General features: G+C 70.5%; 29 protein-coding genes. 23 read left to right on the forward strand and 6 right to left on the reverse strand.

The features are described from left to right. The first annotated feature begins 49 nt into the window (after positions 1 to 49). Together HCA44_RS15110 and HCA44_RS15115 are read left to right on the forward strand one after the other, a co-directional pair. Entirely contained in the window at positions 50 to 1,237 is a 1,188-nt protein-coding gene (locus tag HCA44_RS15110) for an ATP-binding protein (RefSeq protein ID WP_169649820.1), read from the forward strand. 28 nt (positions 1,238 to 1,265) lie between these two features. Next, positions 1,266 to 1,955 carry a response regulator transcription factor gene (locus HCA44_RS15115; RefSeq protein WP_169649823.1) on the forward strand — a complete coding sequence of 230 codons (690 nt, stop codon included), beginning with the start codon at positions 1,266 to 1,268 and terminating at the stop codon, positions 1,953 to 1,955. Between the two features lie 6 nt (positions 1,956 to 1,961). On the opposite strand, the gene HCA44_RS15120 is transcribed toward HCA44_RS15115, so the two are convergent. Further along, positions 1,962 to 2,774 carry a hypothetical protein gene (locus HCA44_RS15120; RefSeq protein ID WP_169650018.1) on the reverse strand — a complete coding sequence of 271 codons (813 nt, stop codon included), beginning with the start codon at positions 2,772 to 2,774 and terminating at the stop codon, positions 1,962 to 1,964. 66 nt (positions 2,775 to 2,840) lie between these two features. Between HCA44_RS15120 and HCA44_RS15125 the strand changes: the two genes are divergently transcribed. From HCA44_RS15125 to HCA44_RS15135, 3 genes are all read left to right on the forward strand, one after another. Next, on the forward strand, positions 2,841 to 3,794 hold the full coding sequence (locus HCA44_RS15125) for a Ppx/GppA phosphatase family protein (protein WP_169649825.1): 954 nt from the start codon (positions 2,841 to 2,843) through the stop codon (positions 3,792 to 3,794). Continuing rightward, positions 3,791 to 5,119, forward strand: coding sequence for a hypothetical protein (locus tag HCA44_RS15130; RefSeq protein WP_169649827.1), 1,329 nt, complete (start codon positions 3,791 to 3,793; stop codon positions 5,117 to 5,119). The genes HCA44_RS15125 and HCA44_RS15130 overlap by 4 nt, the downstream gene beginning before the upstream one ends. Positions 5,120 to 5,183: 64 nt before the next feature. After that, positions 5,184 to 5,999 (forward strand): sugar phosphate isomerase/epimerase, encoded by an 816-nt coding sequence (locus HCA44_RS15135; RefSeq protein ID WP_169650020.1) that lies wholly within the window; start codon positions 5,184 to 5,186, stop codon positions 5,997 to 5,999. Between the two features lie 19 nt (positions 6,000 to 6,018). Here HCA44_RS15135 and HCA44_RS15140 read toward each other — a convergent pair whose 3' ends face one another. After that, positions 6,019 to 6,435: a hypothetical protein gene (locus HCA44_RS15140; RefSeq protein WP_169649829.1), complete on the reverse strand. Its 417-nt coding sequence runs from the start codon at positions 6,433 to 6,435 to the stop codon at positions 6,019 to 6,021. Between the two features lie 148 nt (positions 6,436 to 6,583). Between HCA44_RS15140 and HCA44_RS15145 the strand changes: the two genes are divergently transcribed. The 7 genes from HCA44_RS15145 (at position 6,584) to HCA44_RS15175 (ending at position 12,097) form a co-directional block, all read left to right on the forward strand. After that, positions 6,584 to 7,273 (forward strand): MerR family transcriptional regulator, encoded by a 690-nt coding sequence (locus HCA44_RS15145; RefSeq protein ID WP_169649831.1) that lies wholly within the window; start codon positions 6,584 to 6,586, stop codon positions 7,271 to 7,273. After that, positions 7,273 to 8,100, forward strand: coding sequence for a thioesterase family protein (locus HCA44_RS15150; RefSeq protein WP_169649833.1), 828 nt, complete (start codon positions 7,273 to 7,275; stop codon positions 8,098 to 8,100). Before HCA44_RS15145 ends, HCA44_RS15150 begins: the two co-directional genes overlap by 1 nt. A 74-nt stretch (positions 8,101 to 8,174) precedes the next feature. Continuing rightward, the gene (proC, locus tag HCA44_RS15155) at positions 8,175 to 8,993 is read left to right on the forward strand and encodes a pyrroline-5-carboxylate reductase (protein ID WP_169649835.1); all 819 of its coding nucleotides are present in this window, start codon (positions 8,175 to 8,177) and stop codon (positions 8,991 to 8,993) included. Between the two features lie 193 nt (positions 8,994 to 9,186). Beyond that, complete coding sequence (locus HCA44_RS15160) at positions 9,187 to 9,435, forward strand: helix-turn-helix domain-containing protein (protein ID WP_169649837.1); 249 nt, start codon at positions 9,187 to 9,189, stop codon at positions 9,433 to 9,435. A 209-nt stretch (positions 9,436 to 9,644) separates the two neighbouring features. Further along, a complete protein-coding gene (locus HCA44_RS15165; RefSeq protein WP_003402602.1) occupies positions 9,645 to 9,746 on the forward strand; it encodes an AURKAIP1/COX24 domain-containing protein in 102 nt (33 codons plus the stop codon). A 151-nt stretch (positions 9,747 to 9,897) separates the two neighbouring features. Continuing rightward, the gene (locus HCA44_RS15170) at positions 9,898 to 10,995 is read left to right on the forward strand and encodes an NAD-dependent epimerase/dehydratase family protein (protein WP_169649839.1); all 1,098 of its coding nucleotides are present in this window, start codon (positions 9,898 to 9,900) and stop codon (positions 10,993 to 10,995) included. A 1-nt stretch (position 10,996) separates the two neighbouring features. Beyond that, the gene (locus HCA44_RS15175; RefSeq protein WP_169649841.1) at positions 10,997 to 12,097 is read left to right on the forward strand and encodes a lysophospholipid acyltransferase family protein; all 1,101 of its coding nucleotides are present in this window, start codon (positions 10,997 to 10,999) and stop codon (positions 12,095 to 12,097) included. Between the two features lie 24 nt (positions 12,098 to 12,121). Here the strand turns inward: HCA44_RS15175 and HCA44_RS15180 are convergent, their stop codons facing one another. After that, positions 12,122 to 13,117 carry an HAD-IB family hydrolase gene (locus HCA44_RS15180; protein WP_169649843.1) on the reverse strand — a complete coding sequence of 332 codons (996 nt, stop codon included), beginning with the start codon at positions 13,115 to 13,117 and terminating at the stop codon, positions 12,122 to 12,124. 121 nt (positions 13,118 to 13,238) lie between these two features. On the opposite strand from HCA44_RS15180, the gene HCA44_RS15185 reads away from it, so the two are divergent. The 6 genes from HCA44_RS15185 (at position 13,239) to hemB (ending at position 19,693) form a co-directional block, all read left to right on the forward strand. Beyond that, positions 13,239 to 13,550 (forward strand): glutaredoxin family protein, encoded by a 312-nt coding sequence (locus HCA44_RS15185; protein WP_169649845.1) that lies wholly within the window; start codon positions 13,239 to 13,241, stop codon positions 13,548 to 13,550. A gap of 223 nt (positions 13,551 to 13,773) precedes the next feature. Beyond that, positions 13,774 to 14,535, forward strand: a complete 762-nt coding sequence (locus HCA44_RS15190; protein ID WP_169650022.1) for a redox-sensing transcriptional repressor Rex — start codon at positions 13,774 to 13,776, stop codon at positions 14,533 to 14,535. Then, the gene (locus HCA44_RS15195; RefSeq protein ID WP_169649847.1) at positions 14,532 to 15,950 is read left to right on the forward strand and encodes a glutamyl-tRNA reductase; all 1,419 of its coding nucleotides are present in this window, start codon (positions 14,532 to 14,534) and stop codon (positions 15,948 to 15,950) included. The genes HCA44_RS15190 and HCA44_RS15195 overlap by 4 nt, the downstream gene beginning before the upstream one ends. After that, the gene (gene hemC / locus HCA44_RS15200; RefSeq protein WP_169649849.1) at positions 15,947 to 16,930 is read left to right on the forward strand and encodes a hydroxymethylbilane synthase; all 984 of its coding nucleotides are present in this window, start codon (positions 15,947 to 15,949) and stop codon (positions 16,928 to 16,930) included. The genes HCA44_RS15195 and hemC overlap by 4 nt, the downstream gene beginning before the upstream one ends. Before the next feature lie 120 nt (positions 16,931 to 17,050). Next, entirely contained in the window at positions 17,051 to 18,613 is a 1,563-nt protein-coding gene (locus HCA44_RS15205; RefSeq protein ID WP_169649851.1) for a bifunctional uroporphyrinogen-III C-methyltransferase/uroporphyrinogen-III synthase, read from the forward strand. A gap of 99 nt (positions 18,614 to 18,712) precedes the next feature. Continuing rightward, complete coding sequence (gene hemB, locus HCA44_RS15210) at positions 18,713 to 19,693, forward strand: porphobilinogen synthase (protein WP_169649853.1); 981 nt, start codon at positions 18,713 to 18,715, stop codon at positions 19,691 to 19,693. Positions 19,694 to 19,696: 3 nt separating this feature from the next. On the opposite strand, the gene HCA44_RS15215 is transcribed toward hemB, so the two are convergent. Continuing rightward, positions 19,697 to 20,551: a hypothetical protein gene (locus tag HCA44_RS15215; RefSeq protein WP_206038200.1), complete on the reverse strand. Its 855-nt coding sequence runs from the start codon at positions 20,549 to 20,551 to the stop codon at positions 19,697 to 19,699. A gap of 5 nt (positions 20,552 to 20,556) precedes the next feature. Continuing rightward, entirely contained in the window at positions 20,557 to 21,360 is an 804-nt protein-coding gene (locus tag HCA44_RS21065) for a hypothetical protein (RefSeq protein ID WP_240945561.1), read from the reverse strand. A gap of 99 nt (positions 21,361 to 21,459) precedes the next feature. Here HCA44_RS21065 and HCA44_RS15225 point away from each other — a divergent pair, with 99 nt between their 5' ends. The 5 genes from HCA44_RS15225 (at position 21,460) to HCA44_RS15240 (ending at position 23,539) form a co-directional block, all read left to right on the forward strand. Further along, positions 21,460 to 22,044, forward strand: a complete 585-nt coding sequence (locus HCA44_RS15225) for a hypothetical protein (protein WP_169649854.1) — start codon at positions 21,460 to 21,462, stop codon at positions 22,042 to 22,044. A gap of 90 nt (positions 22,045 to 22,134) precedes the next feature. Then, positions 22,135 to 22,257, forward strand: a complete 123-nt coding sequence (locus tag HCA44_RS21195; protein ID WP_277350831.1) for a hypothetical protein — start codon at positions 22,135 to 22,137, stop codon at positions 22,255 to 22,257. Between the two features lie 74 nt (positions 22,258 to 22,331). Then, entirely contained in the window at positions 22,332 to 22,730 is a 399-nt protein-coding gene (locus tag HCA44_RS15230) for a hypothetical protein (protein ID WP_169649856.1), read from the forward strand. Then, the gene (locus HCA44_RS15235) at positions 22,723 to 23,217 is read left to right on the forward strand and encodes a hypothetical protein (protein ID WP_169649858.1); all 495 of its coding nucleotides are present in this window, start codon (positions 22,723 to 22,725) and stop codon (positions 23,215 to 23,217) included. The genes HCA44_RS15230 and HCA44_RS15235 overlap by 8 nt, the downstream gene beginning before the upstream one ends. Positions 23,218 to 23,257: 40 nt before the next feature. Then, positions 23,258 to 23,539 (forward strand): hypothetical protein, encoded by a 282-nt coding sequence (locus tag HCA44_RS15240; RefSeq protein WP_169649860.1) that lies wholly within the window; start codon positions 23,258 to 23,260, stop codon positions 23,537 to 23,539. 27 nt (positions 23,540 to 23,566) lie between these two features. Here the strand turns inward: HCA44_RS15240 and HCA44_RS15245 are convergent, their stop codons facing one another. Continuing rightward, positions 23,567 to 25,516 carry an acyl-CoA dehydrogenase gene (locus tag HCA44_RS15245; RefSeq protein ID WP_169649862.1) on the reverse strand — a complete coding sequence of 650 codons (1,950 nt, stop codon included), beginning with the start codon at positions 25,514 to 25,516 and terminating at the stop codon, positions 23,567 to 23,569. Positions 25,517 to 25,554 lie beyond the last annotated feature (38 nt).

The following is a 25,554-nucleotide window of genomic DNA, read 5'->3' on the forward strand; positions in this document are numbered from 1 at the left end:
CCGTCCGACCCCGGTTCGGGCGGAGGTCGGCTGTCCGTACGATTGCCCCGTGACCGTCGTTCAGACAGTGCTGCTCGCCGTCGTGGCGTGCGCTGTGGGCCTGGTTGCAGGCCTGGTGGTCGTCCCCGGCGCGGTCCGGCGCCACCGGAGCAGGAGCGCGGTCCGCACCGGCCTCACGACGTCGCAGGTTCTCGATCTGATCGTGCTCGCGTCGTCGAGCGGGATCGCGGTGGTCGACCGTTTCCAGGACGTCGTCCTGTTCAACCCGCGCGCCGAGGAGCTCGGCCTGGTGCGCAGCCGCATGCTCGACGAGCGGGCATGGGTCGCGGCGCAGCGTGTGTTCGTCACGGGCGAGCCGGTCGAATGCGACCTGAGCACCCGCGCACCGCGCTCGCGCGAGATGCTCGCGGTGCGTGCGGTCGTTCAGCGCCTGTCGGAAACCGACGACCGGTTCGTCGTCCTGTTCGCCGACGACGACTCCGAACAGGTGCGCATGGAAGCCACCAGGCGCGACTTCGTCGCGAACGTGAGCCACGAACTCAAGACGCCGGTCGGCGCGATGGGACTGCTCGCGGAGGCACTGCTCGAGTCGGCCGACGATCCCGATTCCGTTCGGCACTTCGGCGCACGCCTGTACGAAGAGTCCCAGCGGCTCGGCCGCATGGTCACCGAACTCATCGCGCTCTCCCGCCTGCAGGGCGCCGAGAAGCTGCCCGACCTCGCGCCCGTCGACGTCGACGAGGTGGTCGACGAGGCCCTGTCCCGGTCGCAGCTGTCCGCCGAGGCCGCCGACATCTCCGTCACGACGGACGAGGCGAGCGGTCTCGAAGTGCTCGGCGACCGCGAACTGCTCGTGACCGCCTTGACGAATCTGGTGCAGAACGCCGTCGCGTACTCGCCGAGCGGGTCGCCCGTGTCGGTGAGCCGCGCGCTGCGCGGCGACATGGTCGCGATCTCGGTCACCGACCGTGGCGAAGGCATCGCGAAGGAAGACCAGGAGCGCGTGTTCGAACGATTCTTCCGCGTCGACAAGGCACGTTCGCGGGCCACCGGCGGCACCGGCCTGGGCCTCGCGATCGTCAAGCACGTCGCCGCGAACCACAACGGCACGATCGACCTGTGGAGCAGGCCAGGCACGGGCTCGACGTTCACCTTGAGCGTGCCGGTGCACCTGTCCGGACCCGACGCGACTGCCCCCCACACGCCACCCACACCCCGCCCGAAAGCGGCGAAGTGAATCCGACACCGAAAGCAGGGATCGAGCGATGACGAGTGTGTTGATCGTGGAGGACGAGGAGTCGCTGGCCGATCCGCTGGCGTTCCTGCTCCGCAAAGAGGGCTTCGAGACGACCGTGGTGACCGACGGGCCGACGGCACTCGCCGAGTTCGACCGGGCAGGCGCGGACATCGTGCTCCTCGACCTGATGCTTCCCGGCATGAGCGGCACCGACGTGTGCCGCCAGCTGCGCAGCCGCTCCGGGGTGCCGGTCATCATGGTGACCGCGCGCGACAGCGAGATCGACAAGGTGGTCGGTCTCGAACTGGGCGCCGACGACTACGTCACCAAGCCGTACTCGGCGCGCGAGCTCATCGCCCGCATCCGCGCGGTGCTGCGGCGCGGCGCGGACACCGACGTCGACGCGGGGTCCGACGGCACGATCCTCGAGTCCGGGCCCGTGCGGATGGACGTCGACCGGCACGTCGTGCAGGTGGACGGCGAGCAGATCACGTTGCCGCTCAAGGAGTTCGACCTCCTCGAATACCTGCTGCGCAATGCGGGGCGCGTCCTCACGCGCGGCCAGCTGATCGACCGCGTGTGGGGCGCCGACTACGTGGGCGACACCAAGACGCTCGACGTGCACGTCAAGCGGCTGCGCGCCAAGATCGAAGCCGACCCCGGCAAGCCGCGGCACCTGCTGACGGTGCGCGGGCTCGGCTACAAGCTCGAGAACTGAGCCGGGTCAGTCCGCCTCGCCGCCCGGCTGCGCGTCGGAACCGTCGCGCTCCTCGGCGGCCTCGGTCGCGGGATGGATCGCGATCAGGCCGAGGCCTTCGCGGCGCCGGCACATCGCGGCCAGCTCGTCGTACGCGGCGGCGCCGAGCAGTTCGGTGAGTTCGGGGGCGTACGAGCGCCACACGGGCTTGCTGCCGACGTGCGCGTCGGGCGAGCCCGAGCAGTACCAGTGCAGGTCCTCCCCGCCTTCGCCCCAGCCGCGGCGGTCGTACTCGGTGATGGTCGTCTTGAGGATTTCCTCGCCGTCGGCCCGCTCGACCCACTCCTGGGTGCGCCGGATCGGCAGCTGCCAGCACACGTCCGGTTTGACCTCGAGCGGTTCGATGCCGTTGCGCAGCGCCATCGTGTGCAGTGCGCACCCCACACCGCCCTCGAAGCCGGGCCGGTTGAGGAAGATGCACGCGCCCTTGTGCCTGCGCGTGCGCAGCGCGGGCTCGTCGTCGAGTTCGTCCTCCTCGAGATAGCCCTTCTTCCCGAGGCCCTTCTCCATGAACTGCCACACATCGGGTGTGAGCATCTTCACGGACTTCTCGAGCTTGTCGAGGTCGTCCTGGTCGGACAGGAATGCACCGTGCGAACAGCACCCGTCGTCCGGCCGGCCCTCGATGATGCCCTGGCATGCGGGCGTGCCGAACACGCACGTCCAGCGCGAGAGCAGCCACGTCAGGTCCGCGGCGATGAGATGTTCGTCGTTGTCCGGGTCGAGGAACTCGACCCACTCGCGAGGGAAGTCGAGCGCTACTTCGGGGCTGGGCGTCATCTTGTGTCCGGCGCCCGCGTCACCTGCTGTCACAGTGCCCGACGGTAGACCCAGTACCGTGTTCTTGTGCGCCTAGGGGTACTCGACGTCGGAAGCAACACCGTCCACCTTCTCGTGGTGGACGCGCATTGGGGTGGCCATCCGACGCCCATGAGTTCGTCGAAGGCCACGTTGCGCCTCGCCGAGAACACCGACGCCCACGGCGACATCACCCCCGCCGGAGCCGACCGCCTCGCCACCACGGTGCGCGAGTTCGCGGCCATCGCCGACAAGTCCGGGTGCGAACAGCTCATGGCGTTCGCGACGTCCGCCGTGCGCGACGCCCGCAACTCCGAGGCCGTCCTCGCGCAGGTCCGCGACGAGACCGGCGTGAGCTTGCGTGTCCTGTCCGGGGTCGACGAGGCACGCCTGACCTTTCTCGCGACGCGCCGCTGGTTCGGCTGGAGCGCGGGCCGCATCCTCGGTCTCGACATCGGCGGCGGTTCCCTCGAACTCACCAACGGTGGCGACGAGGACCCGGATGTCGCGCTGTCGCTCCCACTCGGCGCGGGCAGGCTCACCCGCGACTGGTTCGACGCCGACCCACCCGGCAAGCGCCGCATCGCCGTGTTGCGTGACTGGCTCGACGCCGAGCTCGCCGCACCCGCGCGGCAACTGCGCGACGCGGGCGACTGGAACCTCGCGGTCGGTACGTCCAAGACGTTCCGTTCGCTCGCACGGCTCACGGGCGCCGCGCCGTCGGCCGCAGGTCCTCGCGTCGAACGCACTCTCACGGCGAGCGGGCTCCGGCAAGTCATCGCGTTCATTTCCCGGATGACGGCATCCGACCGTGCAGAATTGGAGGGTGTGAGTTCCGACCGGTCGGGGCAACTCGTGGCCGGGGCTCTCGTTGCGGAGGCCGGGATGCGCGCTCTGGGGCTCGACGAGCTCCAGATCTGCCCCTGGGCTCTACGGGAGGGGTTGATCCTCCGCAAGCTTGACCTCGAGATGGGCGGAGAGTTGATGGTGAGCACGCGATGAGTGACGACAGCCAGCAGATCTCGGTTGCCGAGCTGTTGAAGCGCAACGGCGGCCAGCAGATGGAATCGCGCGGCGGCCGGCGCAGGCGCGGTGTCAGCGGGGGCGTCTCGGTCGCCGAACTCACGGGCGAGATCCCCGTCGTCGGCGGATCGTCGGCGCACGGCGGCGAGAGCGACACCGGCCGGGGTCGACGGGCCGCGCCCGAACCGGCCGATCCGCCGAAGCCGTCGTTCCCGGCGCGGAGCGCGGCAGTGAGCACCCCGGCCCCGAGTACACCGGCTCCGAGTGCACCGGCCCCGAGTGCACCGTCGCGGAGCGTGAGCACCGGATCGAGTGTCTCGACAGCGGCGAGCCGGGGGAGCGTCGCGGCCCCGGCCCGGGCCCCCGAGTCGCGTCCGTCGCTGCCCACGCGCACTCCGAAGCCGGCGCCCGCCGCATCCGCGCCTCCGGCCGCCCCGGCGAGCCGATCGACCACCCCCCGCTCGTTCTCCACCCCGTCACGTGCCCTGGAACCCCCGCGCACCCCGACACCCCCGCGCACTCCGGAACCGGATTCGTCGCCCACCACCGTCACGCCACCCGTCGGCGCGCCCGCCACGTCCGGCACGTCGCGCGGGCACGAGGGCGCATGGGTGAGCGTCGCGTTCGAGCGCGCCAAGCCCACGCCGTCCCCGATCAGCAATATCGAGACCGACGCCAAAGGGTCGGTCCCGGTCGTCGTGCCGCAGGCCGATGCGGACGAGCACGACAGCACCCGCGACGACGGCGACCGCGCGCACCACCCGCGTCGGGACGCGACCCCCAGCGCGCACTCCGACGGTATGCCCGAACAGCGCGAGCCCGCGTTGCTGTCCGGGGGGTCGCTCGCGGCCGAACTCCTGCGCCGCAGGCGCCGCACCGACGACGCGCGTGACGGGGACGCGGACGCACGCACCGCCGCCGACGAGGACGCCGACGCCCGTCCCGACGGCGAGACCGAGCTGATCGACAAGCCCGCGATCGAGGAAGGTGCGCGCGAGGACGAACGCGAGGACGACCGCGAACAGGACCCGGACGAACGTCGCGAATCGCTGCGCGAATGGGCCGTGCTCGGTGGACAGGCCGTCGCCGCCGTCGTCGCGGGTGCGCTCATGTTCAAGGGCTTCGAGAAGCTGTGGGGCTCGCTCCCGTGGGTCGCCCTCGTGCTCGCGGTGCTCGTCATCGTCGGCCTCGTGGCGGTCGTGCGCATCCTGCGCCGCACCGACGACATCACGAGCTTCGTCATCGCCGTCGTCGTCGGGATGATCGTCACCCTGGGTCCGCTCGCGTTCATGCTCACGGGTTGAGCGTCGCGTGACCGCTGAGCCCCCGGTGGCAGGGGCGCACGGGCGCAGCACACGCCCGCCGTCGATCGGGCTCTCGACGGCGTCGGTGTATCCCGAGAACGTCGAGGCTGCATTCCGCTACGCCGCCGACCTCGGCTACGACGGCGTCGAACTGATGGTGTGGGCCGAGGCGGTGAGTCAGGACGTCGACGCGGTGGCGCGGCTCGCGAAGAGGTTCTCGGTGCCCGTCCTCGCGATACACGCGCCGTGCCTGTTGATCTCGCAGCGGGTGTGGGGTGCCGATCCCGCCGCGAAACTCACCCGCTCGGTGCGCGCCGCCGAACGGCTCGGTGCGACGACCGTCGTGGTGCACCCGCCGTTCCGCTGGCAGCGTCGCTACGCCGACGGCTTCGCCGATCAGGTCGCGGAACTCGAGGAGCGGGCGTCGATCCCGATCGCGGTCGAGAACATGTTCCCGATGCGGGCCGACGCGATCTTCGGGGGCCGGGGAGCCGAGCGTATGCGCAGGCGCGGCGGCCCGGGCGCGGCGGTGTCGGTGTTCGCGCCGTCGTACGACCCGACGGACGCGGGTTTCGCGCACTACACGCTCGATCTGTCGCACACCGCGACGGCCGGCACGGATGCGCTCGCGCTCGCGCGCCGCATGGGCGGTCGGCTCGCACACCTGCATCTCGCGGACGGCAACGGAGCGCCCAGCGACGAACACCTCGTGCCGGGGCGTGGCGACCAGCCGGTCGCGCGGGTGTGCCGGGACGCGGTGGCCGCGGGCTTCGCGGGCCACGCGGTGGTCGAGATCGACACGCAGCGGGCGCGCACCCGTGCCGAGCGGACGGCGATGCTCACCGAGGCGCTGTCGTTCGCGCGCGAGAACCTGAGCTGACTCCACGCCGGGCGGACCGTCACATGGCGCCTGCGCCGGCGACGATCACGGCGACACCGGCGACGACCAGCCCGGCGGTGAGCGACAGCGCGCCCGCCCACACCGCGGCGATCATGCGGCCCGGCCGGGCCGGATCGTGGCCGAGTACCGACAGGAAGAAGCCCGCGGGCACCAGGATCGCGGCCACCAGCACGAGCACGCTGCCGGTGATCGACCACGGTGCGGAGACGCCCGCGCGGTCGGTGAGCAGTGCGACGACGAGTCCGAGAGTCACCAGGACGCCCGCGTGCGCGTGGCCGGCGCGGAAGAACGTCTTCTGCAGCGTGTTCGCCGGCACGCCGCCGTTCGCGACGCGCAGGAGGAAGGTGCCGCCGAACGCGATGCCGACGACGGTGAGCAGCGTGATTCCGGTGACGAGGGTGAGTACGGGATGCATGGCGTCGACCTTTCGCGCGGGTGAGGAGCGTTTCTTCGGGATCGTGCCAGTTTGGATAGTGCTGCTATCCAACAGTTTGGATACTGCTACTATCCAAAGTCAAGTGTTCGTGCGAAAGAGGAACTCGACCGAGTGAGGAGGGCTGCGCGTGCGCATGGCGCAACTCGTCGAGCGGTCGGGAGTGCCGCTCGCGACGATCAAGTACTACCTGCGTGAAGGCGTCCTGATGCCCGGCCGCGCCGTCAGCGTCACCACGGCCGAGTACGACGACGTGCACGTGCGACGGCTCGCGCTCGTGAAGGCTCTCGCGGGCGTCGGGCTCACGTTGCCGCGCATCAAAGTGGTCCTCGCACTCGTCGACGAGCCCACGCGGGGGCTCTACGAAACCCTCGGCGCCGCGCTCGCGCAGCTGCCCCCGTACCTCGACGACGTCGAACTCGCCGGTCCGCATCCGCGGGCCCGCGCTGCGCTCGAGCACCTCGGCATGGACTACGACCCGAGGTACGTCGCCGTCGCGCAACTCGAGCGCGCGCTCGCAGCCGCCGAGGACGCGGGCGTGCCGATGACGCCCGACCGGCTCGACTCGTACGGGTTGCACTCGCGAGCGATCGCGAAGACCGATCTCGACCTCATGCCCCGCGGCGGCCTCGAATCCGCGATCCGGTACTCGGTCGTCGGCACCACCGTCCACGAGCCCGTGCTCGCCGCACTCCGCAGACTCGCGCACGGCGAGCTCGCGCTTCGGCTCTTCGCGCAGGCGTCCTCGCGTCCGGCCCACGGCTCGGACGAGCACGACTCCACCCGGCCCGGCGGCCACCACCAGGAAGACGAACAGTGATGAACGACAGTCCTTTCCGCGCGCTCACGACGCTCAGGCAGCTCGAGCCGCAGCGGTTCGCCGCGCACATCGATCCGACGTGGACGATCGGGCCCAAGGTGCACGGCGGTTCGATGACCGCGGTGGTCGGCGCGGCCGCTCGCGACGCCGCGCGCGCGAATCCCGATGTCGTCGCGACCACGCCTGTCGCGATCTCGACGGACTTCGTGTCGGCGCCGGAGCCGGGGCCGGTCGAGCTCGACACCGAGTTCCGCAAGATCGGCAAGCAGGTCTCCCTCGTCGATGTCGTGCTGCGGCAAGGCGATCGGGTCGCCGTGCGTGCGTCGGTCACGCTCGGCGCCCCCGACGACGGCGAACCGTTGTTCGCGGATGTGCCGACGCAGCTCCCCGCCGAGCCGCCCGAGGACGCCGTCACGCTCACGCCCGAACACCCGATGGCGCAGGTCGTGCACGTGGCGCAGGGCAGCGACATGCGCGTCGACCCGAGCTCGGCGCACTTCCTGCGCGGCGCCCAGGGCGATCCCGAGGTGCGGCTGTGGGCGCGCCCGCTGGCAGGAGACGACGCCGACGTCGACGCCCGCACACTGTTCGCCGTCATGACCGGCGACATCAGCGCGCCCGTCACGATGAACCGCGGCATGTTCGGGTGGGCCCCGACGGTCCAGCTCACGACGTACGTGCGGCGTGTGCCCGCACCGGGCTGGCTGCGCGTCGTCGCACGGTCGAGCGTGCTGGGCGCGACGTGGTTCGAGGAAGACCACACCGTGATCGACTCGACGGGTGCCGTCGTGGTGCAGAGTCGTCAGCTCGCCATGATCCCGCGCTGACCGCGTCTCGCCGGCCTCGTGCGGCGACCGCCCCGGCTGCGTTCGCGCCGGGCGGCGTGGCACGCTTGGGGACCATGACGAGAATTGCGGTGGTCGGCGGCGGACGTATCGGTGAAGCACTGGTGTCGGGACTGCTCCAGTCGGGTCACGCCGTCAAGGATCTGGTGGTGTCGGAGCGTTCCGAGACCCGGGGCGAGCAACTCGCGGACAAGTACTCGGTGCGCGTCACGTCCGACACGGCGGACGCGGTCGAGGGTGCGCGCGTCATCGTCGTCGCCGTCAAGCCGGGCGACGTGGAGTCGGCGCTGGCTCAGGTCGCGAAGGCCGACCTCGACAACGACGACGAGCAGATCGTCGTGTCCCTCGCGGCAGGCATCCCCACGTCGTTCTACGAGAGCCGGTTGCCCGCGGGATTCCCCGTCGTCCGCGTCATGCCCAACACGCCGATGCTGGTCGGTGCGGGCATGAGCGTCATGGCGCCGGGCCGGCACGTCAAGAACGACGATCTCGAGTTGGTCCGCGGGATCCTGTCGGCCGTCGGCGAGGTCACGGTCGTCGCCGAATCGAAGATCGACGCCGTCACCGCGGTCTCCGGGTCGGGGCCCGCATACTTCTTCCTCGTCGCCGAGACGATGATCGAGGCCGCGGTCGGACTGGGGCTCACGCGCGATGTGGCCGAGCACCTCGTGGTCCAGACGATGGTGGGTTCGGCGGCGATGCTCGCCGACTCGGGCGACACCCCCAACGAGCTCAAGGCGGCCGTCACGTCGCCCGGCGGCACCACCGCGGCCGCGCTGCGGGTGCTCGAGTCGCGAGGACTGCGCGCCGCGTTCTTCGATGCGCTCGAGGCCGCCGCCACGCGGTCCGCCGAGCTCGGCGCCACCGGCGACTGAACGCGCGGCCCGGTCCGCTCCCGTCTCGTCGCGCCGCTCGTCCGGTCTCGCCCCGACCTGCGGGCGAGCAATCGATTCCGCACACCCGTCGCAGGAATCCCATCTGCACCGCTAAGCTCGGGAGAGCACGTGCGTGTTCGTATCGCCGGAGGGGAAGCCGGCGACACGGAACGTGCCCGGAGGTAGTGAATCGATGACGACTGGAAAACAGCCGTCGACGGGCAAGCCTGCGAGGGCACCGTCCGACGGACAACCGGCTCTGGCCGGAACGCAATTCCTCACCGTCGCCGAAGTGGCGTCGCTGATGAGAGTGTCCAAGATGACCGTGTACCGGCTGGTGCACAGTGGCGAGCTCCCCGCCGTGCGTGTGGGTCGCTCGTTCCGTGTCCACGCGAAAGCGGTGCACGACTATCTGGAGACCTCGTATTTCGACGCAGGCTGACGCGCCGGCGTGAGGCGATCGACCCGGGTGCCGGCACCCTCGTTTCCGTGGGGTGCCGGTTCACCGGTACGATGAACTCTCGTCGTACCACCCTGCCTGCGTCGCGAGGCGCTGTGCCGGGAAGAACGAGGCCCGAGCGCCACGGTGGCGCTGGCGTACGTGACCGGCGTGCGCAGGAACGCTAGAGAAGAACGTGAGGGACACCCGCCATGGGTTCAGTGATCAAGAAGCGACGCAAGCGTATGTCGAAGAAGAAGCACCGCAAGCTTCTCCGCCGCACCCGCGTGCAGCGCCGGAAACTCGGCAAGTAATCACCGCGCAGCGCCGCTGCGATTCGTCGATGCCCGTCACCGCTCGGTGGCGGGCATTGGTGTTTCCGGGTGAGCGGCTGGGAAGCGCTCACGCGCGCCTACCCGTATCGTGGATCACAATCCGATCGGGTCGTGAGAATCTGGGGGGCGAATGGCGGGCACACGCGACGAGGCACGTACGGACGGCGACACACCTCGCGTCGTCCTCGTCACGGGTGCGAGCCGCTTCCTGGGCGGCTATCTCGTCACGCGACTCGCGCAGAATCCCGCGATCGAACGTGTCGTCGCGGTCGACACGCAGTCGCCGTCGAAGGACATGCTGCGCCGCATGGGCCGCGCCGAGTTCGTGCGCGCCGACATTCGTAACCCGTTGATCGGCAAGATCATCCGTAGCGCCGAGGTCGACACGGTGGTGCACACCTCGGTTCTCGCACACACCCCGCGCGCAGGCAACCGCTCGGTCATGAAGGACATGAACGTCCTCGGGTCGATGCAACTGTTCGCCGTGTGCCAGAAGGCGCCGAGTGTGCGCAAGGTGGTGTTGCGGTCCACCTCCGCGATCTACGGCTCCACTGCGCGCGATCCCGCGCTGTTCACCGAGGAGATGAGCGCACGCAGACGTCCCACCGGCCCGTACGCCCGCGACAGCATCGAAGTCGAGGGGTACGCGCGGGCGCTCGGGCGCAGGCGGCCCGACATCTCGGTGGGGCTGCTGCGGCTCGCGCCGCTCATGGGCAAGCGACTCAACGCCACCGTCGCGCGCTATCTCTCGTCACCGGTCGTGCCCACCGTCGCGGGCCGCGACGCACGATTGCAGTTGCTGCACGAAGAGGATGCGCTCGCGGCGCTCGAGCGCGCCGTGCTGTCCGGTCCCGCGGGCACGTTCAACGTCGCGGGCGACGGCACCGTCATGTTGTCGCAGGCCATCCGCAGGCTCGGCCGCGTCGAGGTGCCCATGCCGTTCTCGGTGTTCCGGGGCCCGGGACGGGCGCTCATGGGCCCGCTCATGCGCGCGTACACCGACGAGCAGCCCGAGTACTTCCACTTCGGTTGCGGGCTCGACACCACGCGCATGCGCACCGAACTCGGCTTCACACCGCGCTGGTCCACGCTCGAGGCGCTCGACGACTTCGGTCGCGCCGCGGGTCTGCGGCCGGTCGTCCGGGAGGAGTGGGTCGACCGCATCGAAGGCACGCTGCTCGGTCTGGTGGGTGCCTCGCGCACGGCCGGGCCCGCCGGGAAGGGGTGACATGGCGAAGGTGATTCCGCTGCACGGCGAGCGCGAGCGTACGGACCGGGATGCGCAGGCACGTTCGGCGGCGCGGGCGACGAGTGCACAACGCGCCGCGCGTCGCGCGAGCGAGGAACGACACCCGTCCGGCCATGTCGACGTCGACGCCCCGCACGTCACGGCCGTCGGGCCCGTGCCACCGGCCTCGGGGGACACGGCCGCCTCCGATCCCTCGGGGCAGTCCGAGCACGGTCGGTCGCCGGTCGATGCGGTGCGTGACGTGCTCGCCGAGCAGATCGTGCACACCGCCGAGTTCGTGCGCCGTCGGCTCGCGGGCGACTACCACGTCGACGACTTCGGGTACGACGCGGATTTCACGGAGCACGTGTGGCTGCCTGCGCTGCGGCCCTTGTTCGACAACTGGTTCCGCGTCGAGGTGTCCGGCATCGAGAACATCCCCGCCACCGGTGGCGCCCTCGTCGTGTCCAATCACGCGGGCGTGCTGCCACTCGACGGCCTCATGGTGTCGGTCGCGGTGCACGACGAACACCCCGCGCACCGCCCGCTTCGCATGCTCGCCGCCGACTTCGCATTCGATCTGCCCGTGGTGGGCGACATCGCGCGCAAGGCAGGCCACACCCTCGCCTGCACCCCCGACGCCGAGCGTCTGTTGCGCGGCGGCGACGTGGTCGCGGTGTTCCCCGAAGGGTTCAAGGGCATCGGCAAGCCGTTCGGCCAGCGCTACAAGCTGCAGCGGTTCGGGCGTGGCGGCTTCGTGTCGGCGGCGATGCGCACGCGCACGCCCATCATCCCGTGCTCGATCGTCGGGTCGGAAGAGATCTACCCGAAGATCGGCGAGTTGACCACGCTCGCACGCGTTCTCGGCGTGCCGTACTTCCCGGTCACTCCGTTCTTCCCGCATCTCGGGCCGCTCGGGCTCGTGCCGCTGCCCTCGAAATGGCACATCGAGTTCGGCGAGCCGATCCACACCGATTCGTACGACGACGCCGCGGCCGAGGATCCGATGGAACTGTTCGAGGTCACCGACCACGTCCGCGAGACCATCCAGCAGACCCTCTACCGGCTACTCGCGAAGCGGCGCAACGTCTTCCTGGGCTGACCGTCGTCCCGCGACGGAGCGCACTCACATCTGTTGTTCGCGGCGGCGGGCGGCGAGCGCGCCCACCGCACCGCCGACCGCACCGAGCGCGAGCGCCGTGGGCACACCGATCTTCGCTGCCTTGCGGCCCGTGCGGAAGTCGCGGATCTCCCAGCCGCGGTTCTTGGCCAGCTCGCGCAGGTCGGTGTCGGGGTTGACGGCGACGGCGGTGCCGACGAGCGAGAGCATCGGCACGTCGTTGTAGCTGTCGGAGTAGGCCGTGCAGCGGTCGAGGCTCAGGCCCTCGCGCACGGCGAGCGCACGCACCGCGTGCGCCTTGCCGAGGCCGTGCAGGATGTCGCCGACGAGCCTGCCGGTGAACACGCCGTCCTCGCTCTCGGCGACCGTGCCGAGGGCGCCGGTGAGGCCGAGGCGTTTCGCGATGACCTGCGCCAGTTCGACCGGCGTGGCGGTGACGAGCCACACCTGCTGGCCGGCGTCGAGGTGCATCTGGGCGAGCGCGCGGGTACCCGGCCAGATCTTGTCGGCGATCACCTCGTCGTAGATCTCCTCGCCGAGCTGCGCGAGCTCGGCCGTCGACCGGCCCGCGACGAACGACAGCGCCCGCTCGCGGCCGGTCGCCACGTCGTCGCTGCTCTCCTTGCCGGTGACGCGGAATTTGACCTGCTTCCAGGCGAAGTCGACGAGGTCGGACGTCTTGAGGTACTTGCGGGCCGCGAGGCCGCGCGCGAAGTGGATGATCGACGCGCCCTGCACCATCGTGTTGTCGACGTCGAAGAACGCTGCCGCGGTCAGATCGAGCGGTACGTCGACGTGGTCGACTTCGGTGTCGTCGGGTTCGACCTCGCGTGTGGTGGCTTCGTGGATCGCGTGTGCGGCGTCGGCGCTGGCTTCGCCGGCGAGGTTGGCGCGCACCTCTTCTTCGCTCGGGCCGAGCGGGTTGCGGAACCGGCGCCGCCCGGGCAGGACCATCCCCGCCAGTACGTTCCCGGACCTGCTCGGCAGTGATCGCGCAGGCACCAGCACCTCCCGTGTCGCTCGAGTGATGGTCGTAGCCTATCCCGAGGATCGCGTGTGCTCACCGCCGCGCGAGCAAGCTCTCTCCACCGGAGCCCGGTGACGACGACGGAGGTTCGGCCCGATGCACGAGGCATCCGACGGTGCGACGCAGGCACCGAACAGTGAACAAGGCCGCGGCGGGGCGGAACGGGAGGTGACCCTTCTCACCCGCGTGGGGTGCGGCGCATGCGACGGTGCGAAGGCCCGTCTGCTCGAATTGGGCCGCGAGTTGGGCTTCACGCCGACATGGGTCGACGTGGACGAAGCGGCTGCCACGCAACCCGATCTACGTGCTGAATTCGGCGACCGGCTACCGGTTGTGCTACTCGACGGCAAGGAGCACAGCTACTGGGAGGTCGACGTCGAGCGCCTCCGGGCCGATTTTCGCAAGTAAGGGTGGCCTAATTCGGTAACTCTCGGCCGCTTTGCAGGTCGGAGGGTCGATGGCGCGCCGTCGGCGACTTTGTGCAGGGGTTCACAAGCGGTTACCGTGGGGTGAACGAATCCCCCGGAGCATCGTGAAGAGCGGTCGTGTATGAGGCTGCTCGGACGAGGAGCCACACGTGACCGAACAGCGCGAGACACACGGGCAGCGTGCCCAGCGTGTCGCACGTGCTGTGGACGCGGCTCCCGGCCCCGGTGCCGAATCCCGCGACATCCCCCAGGCTACGGTGGCCCGTCTCGCCGCCTATCTGCGGGTCCTGGAAACGCTCGCCGACGGTGAGGCGTCGATCGTCTCGAGTGAAGAGCTCGCGTCGGCGTGCGGGGTCGGATCGGCCAAGCTCCGCAAGGACCTGTCGTTCCTCGGTCCCAACGGGGTGCGCGGCGTCGGATACGACGTCCATCGCCTGCGCAAGCGCATCGAGCGCGCGCTCGGCCTCGAACGCGGCCATCGCGTCGTGATCGTCGGGATCGGCAATCTCGGTCGCGCACTTGCCCGCTACGGCGGCTTCGGGCGGCGCGGCTTCTCGGTGGTCGGCCTGTTCGACAGCGACCCCGCGCTCGTCGGCGAGACCGTCGCGGGCTTCGAGGTACGCGACGCCGCGAGCCTGCCCGTGTCGTGCGCCGAACTCGGCGCGACGATCGGCGTCGTGGCGACGCCCGACGACGCGGCGCAGCGCGTCGCCGACAGCCTCGTCGACTCCGGAATGCGCTGCATCATGAGCTTCGCCCAGGTGGCGCTCGTGGTGCCGCCCCACGTCGAACTCCGCGAGGTCGACCTCGCGGCAGAGATGCAGGTGCTGTCGTTCAACAGCGCCCGCAACACGCAGCAGGCCGACGGCGCCCCCGCCGCAGGCCACGTCGACGGGTCGTGTGTGCGCGTCGGCTCCGCGGTCCCTACTCCAGCACCAAGAAACGGATCGGTGATTGCGCCGTGAGTGTTCTCCTCGTCGGTATTTCACATCGCACCGCCCCGGTCCCCGTGCTCGAGCGTGTTGCCGTCACCGACACCGATCGTCCCAAGCTCACGGACGCACTGCTCGCTTCCGAGCACATCTCCGAGGCGATGATCGTCTCGACCTGCAACCGCATCGAGGTCTACACCGTCGTCGACGCGTTCCACGGCGCACTCGCCGAGGTCGGCCGGGTGCTCGGCGAACACTCCGGCCTGGACATGGCCGACCTGCACAAGCACACCTACGTGCGCTACAGCGAGGCCGCGGCCGAGCACCTGTTCGCGGTCGCGTCCGGTCTCGACTCGATGGTCGTGGGCGAGCAGCAGATCCTCGGTCAGATCCGTTCCGCGTACGCGGCATCCGACGCGCAGCAGGCCGCGGGCCGTGCACTGCACGAACTCGCCCAGCAGGCGCTGCGGGTCGGCAAGCGCGTGCACGCCGAGACCGGTATCGACGCGGCGGGTGCGTCGGTCGTGTCGGTCGCGCTCGACCGCGCGGCAGGCCTGCTCGGTGGCAGCCTCGCGGGCCGTACCGCGGTCGTCGTGGGTGCGGGCGCGATGGGCGGACTGTCGGTCGCACACCTCACGCGTGCAGGTATCGCGCGCATCGTCGTCGCCAACCGCACTCGGGAGCGTGCCGAGCACCTCGCCGAGACCGCCCGCGCCGGCGGCCTCGACGCCGCGGCAACCGATCTGGACGCGCTGGCCGACGCGGTGGCGAGTGCCGACGTCCTCGTCACGTGCACCGGCGCGGTCGGCGCCGTCGTCACGCTCGCCGACGCGCACCGCGCGCTCGCGCGCCGCACCCTCGCGGGCGGCGGGCCGCTCGTCGTGTGCGACCTGGGATTGCCACGCGATGTCGAACCCGCGGTGTCGCGGCTGCCCGGTGTCACGGTGCTCGACATGGAGTCGTTGCAGCGCGATCCCGCAGCCAATGCGGCGGCGGTCGACGAGAAGGCCGCCCGCGACATCGTCGCGACCGAGCTGTCGACATACCTCACGGGCCAGCGGCTCGCCGAGGTCACGCCCACCGTCACGGCGCTGCGTCGGCGCGCGGCCGAGGTCGTCGAAGCCGAACTGCTGCGGCTCGAATCGCGGCTGCCCGGCCTCGAGGATCCCGAGCGCGACGAAGTCGCGCGCACGGTCCGCCGCGTGGTCGACAAGCTGCTCCACGCGCCGACGGTGCGCGTCAAGCAACTCGCCTCGGCGCCGGGTGGCGACAGCTACGCCGAGGCGCTGCGTGAGCTGTTCGAGCTCACGCCGGGAGCCATTGCGGCCGTGTCGAAGTCGAGCGACGTCTCCCAGGACGTCATCGCCCTCACCGACGGCTTCATCGCGGGCGAGGACCCGCGGCTCCGGCATTTCGTGATCGACGACGAAGGGGGTTCGCAGGCATGAGCGTCCAGCAGGACACCGGCACGGTGGGCACACGGACACTCCGGATCGGCACGCGCGGAAGCCTTCTCGCCACCACCCAGGCGGGCACCGTGCGCGACGCCCTGATCGCCGCCGGCCACGCCGCCGAGCTCGTGATCATCAGCACCAAGGGCGACCAGTCGCAGGCGCCGGTCGAGAAGATCGGTGTGGGCGTGTTCACCGCGGAGCTGCGCGAAGCGCTCGCCGACCACCGCGTGGACGTGGCGGTCCACTCGTACAAGGACCTGCCGACCGCCCGCGATCCGCGCTTCACGATCGCCGCGGTGCCGCAGCGCGAGGACCCGCGCGACGCGCTCGTCGCACGTGATTCGCTCGTGCTCGGCGAACTGCCGCCGGGCTCGAAGGTGGGCACCTCGGCGCCGCGCCGCACGTCGCAGCTGCGTGCCCTCGGACTCGGGCTCGAACTGTTGCCGCTGCGTGGCAATCTCGACAGCCGTCTCGCCCGTGTCGCGTCCGGCGAGCTCGACGCGATCGTCGTCGCCCGTGCCGGCCTCTCCCGCATCGGCCGCACCGACGAGGTCACCGAGGCCCTCGAGCCCGTCCAGATGCTCCCGGCCCCCGCGCAGGGTGCACTCGCCGTCGAATGCCGCGCCGAGGAAGCCGAACTCGTGCAGATCCTCGCGCAGCTCGACGACGAGGCGAGCCACGCGTCGGTGGTCGCCGAGCGAGCCGTGCTCGCCGAACTCGAAGCCGGCTGCACCGCGCCGGTGGGCGCGCTCGCCGAGGTCGTCGAATCGCTCGACGACGACGGCCGGGCCGTCGAAGAGATCTCGGTACGCGGATGCGCTGCCGCACTGGACGGTTCGGATGTCATCCGGGCGAGTGCCGTCGGCCCCGTCGCCGATGCGCACGAGCTCGGCCGCAAGGTCGCTCGCGAGCTGCTCGACCTGGGGGCCCGCGAACTCATGGTCACCGCCGAGGCAGGTGATGCCGATGTCTGACGTCGTCAGGTGGCCCCCGGCGGGCCGGCCGCACCACGGCCGCAGACGCGTATGTCGCGCGCGCACCGAACACACAGACCACAGTCCCGCTCGAATCTTGACCGCACTGGAGAATCACCGATGAGCCGAGCTCGCAAGAACGCCCCCGGACGCATCCTGTTCGTGGGGTCCGGGCCGGGCGATCCCGCCCTGCTCACGGTGCGCGCCCGCGACGTGCTCGCGGGTGCCGCACTGGCCTTCACCGATCCCGACGTCGACAAGGGCGTCACGGCTCTCGTCGGCACCGCACTCGGGGTCGACGAGGAGACCGGCGAGCCGGTGGCCGACGTCCGTCCGGCACTCGGCGAGCCCGCCGAGGTCGCCAAGACGCTCGTCGCCGAGGCGAAGAACGGCCACGACGTCGTCCGTCTCGTGTCGGGTGATCCGCTCACCACCGACTCGGTCATCGCCGAGGTCACTGCGGTCTCACGCACTCAGGTGCAGTTCGAGGTGCTTCCGGGGCTGCCGTCGTCGGCTGCCGTTCCCGCCTACGCGGGCATGGCGCTCGGGTCCGATCACACCGAGGCCGACGTGCGCGGCGACGTGGACTGGGCGGCCCTCGCGGCTGCGCCGGGCCCGCTCGTGCTGCACGCCACGTCGGGGCATCTCGCGGAGACCGCGAGTGCGCTCGCCGAGCACGGTGTCGCACCGCAGACACCCGCCGCGATCACCGTCAACGGCACCACGCGTCAGCAGCGCACCGTCGAGGCCACCCTCGCGACGCTCAACGACGCCGGCTCCGAGCTCGTCGGTCCGCTCGTCGTCACCGTCGGCAAGGTCGTGTCGCAGCGCGGCAAGCTGTCGTGGTGGGAGTCGCGCGCGTTGTACGGCTGGAAGGTCCTCGTGCCGCGCACGAAGGAGCAGGCCGCGGAGATGAGCGATCGGCTCGTCACGCACGGCGCCATCCCGATAGAGGTACCCACCATCGCGGTCGAGCCGCCTCGCAGCCCGGCCCAGATGGAAAGGGCCGTCAAGGGACTCGTCGACGGCCGATACCAGTGGGTCGTGTTCACCTCCACCAATGCGGTGCGTGCCGTGTGGGAGAAGTTCGAGGAGTTCGGACTCGACGCCCGCGCGTTCTCGGGTGTCAAGATCGCGTGTGTCGGTCAGGCGACCGCCGACAAGGTGCGCTCGTTCGGTATCAGCCCCGAACTCGTGCCCGCAGGCGAACAGTCGAGTGAGGGTCTGCTCGCCGAGTTCGCGCCGTACGACGACGTGTTCGATCCGGTCAACCGGATCCTGTTGCCGCGTGCCGACATCGCGACCGAGACGCTCGCCGAGGGTCTGCGCGAACGCGGCTGGGAGATCGACGACGTCACCGCCTACCGCACGGTGCGTGCATCCCCGCCGCCTGCCGAGACCCGCGAGATGATCAAGACCGGTGGATTCGACGCCGTGTGTTTCACGTCGTCGTCCACCGTGCGCAATCTCGTCGGCATCGCGGGCAAGCCGCACGCACGCACGCTCGTCGCCTGCATCGGGCCGAAGACGGCCGAGACCGCAACCGAATTCGGCCTGCGCGTCGACGTCCAGCCGGAGAGTGCACAGGTCGGGCCGCTCGTCGAGGCTCTTGCCGAGCACGCTGCCCGGCTGCGTGCCGAGGGCGCTCTGCCTCCGCCGCGCAAGAAGTCCCGGCGGCGCTGACCCGCTGCCCTGTGAGCACTTGACGAGTCCAGAGACTCGTCAAGTGCTCACAGGCGACGAAGGAGCACAGGCGCTCACAGCGACGAAGGAGATCACGGCATGTTCCCGACCGAACGTCCCCGTAGGCTGCGTCGCACCCCCGCGCTGCGTCGGCTCGTCGGCGAAACCTCGCTCGAACCACGACATCTCGTGTTGCCGATGTTCGTCGCCGACGGGCTCGACGAACCTCGCGAGATCTCGTCGATGCCGGGTGTCGTGCAGCACACCCTGGACTCGCTGCGCCGAGCGGCCGCCGAGGCGGTCGACGCGGGAGTCGGCGGACTGATGCTGTTCGGCGTGCCGCGCGACGAGGACAAGGATCCGAGCGGCGCGTCCGGCATCGCACCCGACGGCATCCTCAATCGTGGCCTGCGTGCGCTGTCCTCGGAACTGGGCGACACGACGGTCCTCATGGCCGACACGTGCCTCGACGAGTTCACCGATCACGGGCACTGCGGTGTGCTGGACTCGAACGGGGCCGTCGACAACGACGCGACCCTCGCGCGGTACGCCGAGATGGCCCTCGCACAAGCCGATGCGGGGGCGCACCTGCTCGGTCCCAGCGGCATGATGGACGGCCAGGTCGGCGTCATCCGTGCCGCGCTCGACGCCGCCGGACACACCGACGTCGGCCAGCTCGCGTACTCCGCGAAGTACGCCTCGGCGTTCTACGGTCCGTTCCGCGAGGCGGTGGGCTCGTCGCTGCAGGGCGATCGCCGCACGTACCAACAGAATCCGGCGAACCGCCGCGAATCACTCCACGAGGTGGATCTCGATCTCGCGGAGGGCGCCGACATGGTGATGGTCAAGCCCGCGATGTCGTACCTCGACGTGCTGCGCGAGGTTGCCGACCGGTCGACCGTTCCCGTTGCGGCATATCAGATTTCGGGTGAGTACGCGATGATCACCGCTGCCGCGGCGAACGGGTGGATCGACCGCGACGCCGCGGTGCTCGAATCACTCACGAGCATCCGCCGCGCGGGCGCGGACATCGTCCTGACCTACTGGGCGACGGAGGCCGCAGGCTGGCTGCGGCGCTGACCGTCAGCACGACCCGCCGAGCGGTGCGCTCGCGGCGGCACCGCCGAGGGCGGACGCCAGCGTCGTGAGTGCGGCGGTCGCGTCGTCGAAGGACGCGGCCTCGGCAGCGAGCGCGACCGCGACGGCGCCCTCCTCGGCGGGCACGATGCCGAACTGGCGCGCGAGATAGCCGCCATCCTCGCCGGGGCCCCAGCCGCCCTTCGCTGCAACGCCGGGCAACGCCGCGAGCCCCCACCGTTGGCCGGGCGCAAGGGCCGTCATCGTGCCCAGTACCTCCGACGCCGACGGATCGCACGCGAGCGCCGCCGCGAAACGCGCCTGCGCGTCGAGCGACCACTGCGTCTGCCCGAACGCCGAGAATCCCTCCCGTACGACGCGCGATTCGACGCGGGTGGCGGTGTCGCCGTGCTCCGCGAGCACCTCCTGGGTCTCGTTCGCGGCGACGTCGGGCGGGCCGAGTGACTGCCACAGCCGGTCGGCCGCCGCATTGTCCGACGCCCCCAGCGCTGCGGCCGCGTCGATCCGGGCCGCGTCGCCGTCCGGGGGACGCTCGGTCGCTGCCAGCGCGAGCGGCACCTTGATCGTCGACCACGCGGGGCCGCTCTGCCAGCTTCCCGCGGTGACGGGCTCACCCGACCCGACCGGAGCGACCGCGAGTCCCACCGTGGCATGCACGGTCGCGGACGCCGACTCGAAGGCCGGTACCAGATCCGCCACGGCCGCCGACCCGGCCGATGCCGAGGTATCCGGCGGCCGGGACCCGGATTCGGCGCGCGGCGTCCCGGTCTGCGTGCACCCGCCCGTGAGCACGACGAGCACCGTCGCCGACACGAGGAGGCGGACCCTCGCTGCGCGCATCGCGTTCAGTACAGGTAGACGGTTGCGCCGTCGCCGCCGGTGCACACGACCGACGCGCCGCCGTTGCAGTGCATGGTGTACGTCCGGCCGGTCACCGGGCTGAACGCCGTCACGTCGACCGATCCGCGCCGCGGCTGGGCAAGATAGGCCGCGCGCACCTGTTCCGCGAACTCGCACGACGTCGCGCTGCCCGCGGACGAGTTGTTCAGCTCACCGCCCGTGAAGGTGCGGGGACACGACGTCGTTCCGGCGGGCGGCGCGACGGGGGCGGCGGGGACGGAGGGAACCGCGGGTACGGAGGGCACCACCGGGGCCGACTCCTGAACCGACGTACCGGCGGGAGCCGCGGTGTCCTCGCCGTCGTCGCGGCTCACCCACAGGTAGACGGCGACGCCGACGAGTGCGAGCGCGATCACGAGCAGCACGGCGAGTCCGATCTTCAGCGCGAGGTCGTCCCGTTCGGGAGGCCCCGGTGGGTAGCCGGGCGGGTACGGCGGTGCGGTGCCGTACGGCGGCGGGCCGGCCCCCGCCGGTGGGTACGCCGCAGGCGGTGGCGGCATCGCGGAGTACGCGCGAGTCTCCGGAGGCACCTCGGGTGGGCCGTCACGCCGAGGTGGGTCGTCACGGCGGGGGATGTCGTCGTCGGATGTCATGGACGCCTCGAATCGCACGGCGAGCGCCCACGGAAAACGCAGGACGCCTGCCGAGATACGTGTACAAGCAGCAGGAACCGAGCCGCCATCGGTGTGATGCCGGTTCGGCAGGCGCGCCGGATGCGACGCGGCCGCGTGGCCGCCGAGCGGCGGCACGGAAACGGACCGTCCGTTCTCGATGGTATCGCCGCGGGTATCCGGAAAGTCCGGAATCGCGCTCGCGGACGCGGCTGCCGACACCGCTACGCTGGGGCCATGACCCAGCAGTTTCCGCAGTATCCGGCCGCCCCCGAGCCGAGTGGTGCGCAGCCCGCTCTGCCGCCTGTCGACGTCGGCACGGCGCGGCATCTGTGGTGGGTCGTCGCGGTGCTCGGCGCGATCCAGGGTTTCGCGGCGATCGCGGTGTTGTGGGGCGATCGCGACAGTTTCGTCGACCAACTGATGGACGATCCCGCGCTGCGTGAGGCCGGAGCCGACGTCGGCCGCAGTGAGGTCGAGACGCTCTTCGCCGTCGGGATGGGTCTGACGGCGGTGATCATCCTGGCGGTGACCGCGGTCTTCGTGTTGTTCGTGCGGTTCATGTACCGCGGCAAGCTGTGGGCGCGCACCTTGCTCACGGTGCTGGGGGTCGTGATGGTCGTGTGGACGGTGCCGGTACTGTTCGGCGTCGGCACCGACGGTTTCGGCGGTGACACAGGAGGTACCGGCACGGTCGTCGCCCTCGGCGCCGTACAGATCCTGCAGGCCGTGGCCGCGGTCGGCGCGATCGTCGTGATGCATCGCCGGGAGGCCGACGAGTACTTTCGTCCGGGACTTTCGTCACGCGGACAGGGCCGTTAGTATCTCCCGCGGAAACGATGTACGGTGAAATGCATCACACGATTCCGGTAGTCGTCGGGGCACCGGGAGCGACGCGGAGAGGTCCTGTTCATGCGCGTGGAAGAGCAACCGCAGCACGGCTCACGCAAGGAACTGGCGGTGTTCGGCCTCCTTGCCACGATGATGCTCATCACGGTTGTCCTTCTCCTCGTTCCGGGGATCTTCTCGAACTAGTGACCCGCAGTCCCCGCCCGGCTCCGGGTTTCCCGCGACCGGCCGCGAGACCTCGTTCCGTCGACGCCGCGTACGTGTCGTGGCTTGCGGCGTCGTTCACGTCGATCGTCGTCGGACTGCTCGCACTCACCACCACCGCACTGCCGGACGGCACCGCGCCGCTGCGTGTCACGGGCGCGGTGTCGCTCGTGTTCGGGCTGGTCGTCGGTGTCCTCGCGGGCCCGGTCCGGGCCGGACACGCGTCGGTGCGTCGCATGCTGCTGTGGATCTCGCTCGCCGGGGCGGTCGTCGGATTCACCGCGGTACTGGGGGGATTCGCGTCGTCGCTGTTGCTGATCGCACCCGTGCTGGTGCTCGTCGCGACGGTGTGCGCCTACCGCCCGGCCGCGCGGCAATGGTTCGATCACGAGGACCGGCTACCGGACGACCGACCACAGGGGGATCGAATGCAGGGGGACCGACCGGATGAGTGACGCCACGAATGCCCACCCGGACGCGCTGTTCTTCGAGCCCGGTGGGCGCTGGCGCACCGTCGCGTACGGGCCGGCGTTCTGCCTCGTCGTGCTGATCGCCGAACTCCTCACCGGCCCGCAGATCGTGCACTGGTTCGCATTCGTCGTGTTCGCCGCGCTGCTCGCGGGGCTCGTCGCGGTGCAGGTCGTCGCGGCGCGCACCCACGCCTCGGTCGAACTGACCGACACCGTGCTGCGGCAGGGCACCGAGGAACTGCCGGTCGACGAGATCGCCGCGGTCCTCCCGCCCGCCGACCCCGACGACTGGGATTCACCCGACTGGGAATCCGCCCGGGCACTCGGCGAACTCACCGGTGTGCCGCGGCGGCGCAACGGCATAGGCTTGCGGTTGCGCGGCGGCGGGCTCGTGCGCGCGTGGGCTCGCGACGACGACAGCCTGCGTGCAGCGCTCGAGGCCGTCGTCGACCGAAGGCAGGTCGGCGAATAGCCGTCCGAGACGGCCGACAGCGAGCAGGACAGGAGTGGGCATGAAGTATCCGATGCGGGTGTGGGGCTACGGCACCGCCGCGGTCCTGATGATCGCCGCCGCCGCGTGGAGCATGCTGCACTCGACCACGACCGCCGAGTTCGCGCCGCCCGTACACGGACTGCCCGCCTACACGTCCACGCTCTACGACGGGCGGTGGATCGGGTTGGCCACGGTGTTCGTCACGGTCGCGGGCGTGTGTGTCGTCTTCGCGGTGCGCACCGCGCGCCGCGGCCGGGCGGGCACGATGTCACATCCTGTGCATCGAGCGCACACGATGTGACATCGCGACCGCCGAGTCCGGCAGGGATCAGCGCGGCACGGTGGCCTTGCGCACCGCATCGGTGCCCGGACCGTCGAGCATCGCCGAGCCGAGCAGCGACTCGGGGATACCGAAACCGTCGACCAGGGTCTCGGCGTGCGGACGCAGGGTGCGGCATCGCTCGTTGATGCCGCGGGTGACGGCCTTGGCGCGCTCGACCGACAGGTGCCGGTGCTCGACGAACCACGCCTTGTCCTCTTCGATGACGGTGAGCGCGTACAGATCGCACACCTGGCCGAGCAGGTCCTTCGCCTCGTCGTCGGCGCACTCCTCGATACCCGCGACGAACGCCTCGAGCACGACGCGGTCGATGTGCGCGGCCGCGGCGTGGAGCACGTGATCCTGCACGAAGTTGAACGCGTCGAACGGATCGTCCTCGCGCTTCATCGCGCCCTGCAGCCGACGTGCGGCGGTCGAGAGCAGGTACTCCTCGCGGTCCTCGAACATCCGCAACTGAGTGCCGCGGTTGAACAGGCTGCCGTCCTCCTCGTTGTCCTGACGCGTGTCGAGGAGGGTCTGGATGATCTGCTGCGCCGCCGTGCGCTTCTTGACGACATCGCTGACCGTGGTGGCGGCGAAGCGCATCCACTCGACCGGGCTCATCGTCTGCACCTCGTCGGCGTAGGCGGTGAGCAGTTCCTTCGCGACGAGCTGGGTGAGCACCACATTGTCGCCCTCGAAGGTGGTGAACACGTCGCTGTCGGCCTTGAGTCCGACGAGCCGGTTCTCGGCCATGTAACCCGCACCGCCGCATGCCTCGCGCGACGTCTGGATCGCGGCGGTCGCGTGCCATGTGTTCGCGGCCTTGAGGCCCGCGGCGCGGCCTTCGAGTTCGCGCTGCTCCTGCGGATCGGCGTCGCTGCCCTGCGCCTGCAGCGCGTGCAACGTCGACACGAGCTCGTTCTGCGCGAACTGCAGCGCGTACGACTTCGCGATCAGCGGCAGCAACCGCTGCTGGTGCACCAGGTAGTCCATGATGAGCACCTCGTCGTCCGACTTCGGGGCGTCGAACTGGCGGCGCTGCAGCGCGTACTTCGTCGCGATCGTGAGTGCGACGCGTGCGGCCGCGGCGGCCGATCCCCCGACCGTGACGCGGCCCCGCACGAGGGTGCCGAGCATGGTGAAGAAGCGGCGGCTGTCGCTCTCGATCGGCGAACTGTAGGTGCCGTCGGCCTCGACGTCGGCGTAGCGATTGAGCAGGTTCTCACGCGGGACGCGCACCTGGTCGAACAGGATGCGGCCGTTGTCGACGCCCGTCAATCCGCCCTTGTAACCGCAGTCCGACGTCGACACGCCGGGCAGGTCGTTGCCGTCGTCGTCGCGGATCGGCACGAGGAAGCAGTGCACACCCTTGCCCTCGCCGTGCGTGACGAGTTGCGCGAACACCGCGGCCATGCGGGCGTCCTGTGCTGCGCCGCCGATGTAGTCCTTGCGCGACGACGGTGTGGGGGAGTGGATCACGAACTCTTCGGTCGCCGGGTCGTAGGTCGCGGTGGTCTCGAGTGCCTGGACGTCGCTGCCGTGCCCGGTCTCGGTCATCGCGAAGCACCCGAGCAGGTCGAGGTCGATCGTGCGCTTGACATACGCCTCGTGGTGGCGCTGGGTGCCGAGGTTCTCGATCGCGCCGCCGAACAGGCCCCACTGCACGCCTGCCTTGACCATGAGCGACAGGTCGGAGGTCGCCAGCGTCTCGATGCTCATGACCGCGCCGCCGGTGTCGCCGGTGCCGCCGTGCTCGGCGGCGAACCCGTCGGCGGCGTAGCCGTGGCTCGCGAGCAGGCGCATCTGGCGCATCGTCTTCGCGCGCGCCTGCTCGAGATCGGGGGTGTGGTGTGGCGCGAACTCGGGGCTCGACGCGAGCTCGGCGCGGGTGCGCTCGCGCACCTCTCGCCAGCGGCCGTCGAGTGCGATTCTCAGGTGGTCAGCGATGGAGGCCATGTTCTCGAGCCTAGCGACGGGTGACGCCGCGGTGGGCC

The sequence above is a fragment of the Rhodococcus sp. HNM0569 genome (assembly GCF_012726205.1).
GTDB lineage: Bacteria > Actinomycetota > Actinomycetes > Mycobacteriales > Mycobacteriaceae > Rhodococcus_F.

Bases quoted from the DNA above. Each gene is read 5' to 3' on its own strand.
- HCA44_RS15115 (WP_169649823.1), top strand. From the start codon at position 1,266: ATGACGAGTGTGTTGATCGTGGAGGACGAGGAGTCGCTGGCCGATCCG.
- HCA44_RS15120 (WP_169650018.1), bottom strand. From the start codon at position 2,774: ATGACGCCCAGCCCCGAAGTAGCGCTCGACTTCCCTCGCGAGTGGGTC.
- HCA44_RS15130 (WP_169649827.1), top strand. From the start codon at position 3,791: ATGAGTGACGACAGCCAGCAGATCTCGGTTGCCGAGCTGTTGAAGCGC.
- HCA44_RS15140 (WP_169649829.1), bottom strand. From the start codon at position 6,435: ATGCATCCCGTACTCACCCTCGTCACCGGAATCACGCTGCTCACCGTC.
- HCA44_RS15150 (WP_169649833.1), top strand. From the start codon at position 7,273: ATGAACGACAGTCCTTTCCGCGCGCTCACGACGCTCAGGCAGCTCGAG.
- proC (WP_169649835.1), top strand. From the start codon at position 8,175: ATGACGAGAATTGCGGTGGTCGGCGGCGGACGTATCGGTGAAGCACTG.
- HCA44_RS15160 (WP_169649837.1), top strand. From the start codon at position 9,187: ATGACGACTGGAAAACAGCCGTCGACGGGCAAGCCTGCGAGGGCACCG.
- HCA44_RS15165 (WP_003402602.1), top strand. From the start codon at position 9,645: ATGGGTTCAGTGATCAAGAAGCGACGCAAGCGTATGTCGAAGAAGAAG.
- HCA44_RS15170 (WP_169649839.1), top strand. From the start codon at position 9,898: ATGGCGGGCACACGCGACGAGGCACGTACGGACGGCGACACACCTCGC.
- HCA44_RS15175 (WP_169649841.1), top strand. From the start codon at position 10,997: ATGGCGAAGGTGATTCCGCTGCACGGCGAGCGCGAGCGTACGGACCGG.
- HCA44_RS15185 (WP_169649845.1), top strand. From the start codon at position 13,239: ATGCACGAGGCATCCGACGGTGCGACGCAGGCACCGAACAGTGAACAA.
- hemC (WP_169649849.1), top strand. From the start codon at position 15,947: ATGAGCGTCCAGCAGGACACCGGCACGGTGGGCACACGGACACTCCGG.
- HCA44_RS15205 (WP_169649851.1), top strand. From the start codon at position 17,051: ATGAGCCGAGCTCGCAAGAACGCCCCCGGACGCATCCTGTTCGTGGGG.
- hemB (WP_169649853.1), top strand. From the start codon at position 18,713: ATGTTCCCGACCGAACGTCCCCGTAGGCTGCGTCGCACCCCCGCGCTG.
- HCA44_RS15215 (WP_206038200.1), bottom strand. From the start codon at position 20,551: ATGCGCGCAGCGAGGGTCCGCCTCCTCGTGTCGGCGACGGTGCTCGTC.
- HCA44_RS15225 (WP_169649854.1), top strand. From the start codon at position 21,460: ATGACCCAGCAGTTTCCGCAGTATCCGGCCGCCCCCGAGCCGAGTGGT.
- HCA44_RS21195 (WP_277350831.1), top strand. From the start codon at position 22,135: ATGCGCGTGGAAGAGCAACCGCAGCACGGCTCACGCAAGGAACTGGCG.
- HCA44_RS15235 (WP_169649858.1), top strand. From the start codon at position 22,723: ATGAGTGACGCCACGAATGCCCACCCGGACGCGCTGTTCTTCGAGCCC.
- HCA44_RS15240 (WP_169649860.1), top strand. From the start codon at position 23,258: ATGAAGTATCCGATGCGGGTGTGGGGCTACGGCACCGCCGCGGTCCTG.
- HCA44_RS15245 (WP_169649862.1), bottom strand. From the start codon at position 25,516: ATGGCCTCCATCGCTGACCACCTGAGAATCGCACTCGACGGCCGCTGG.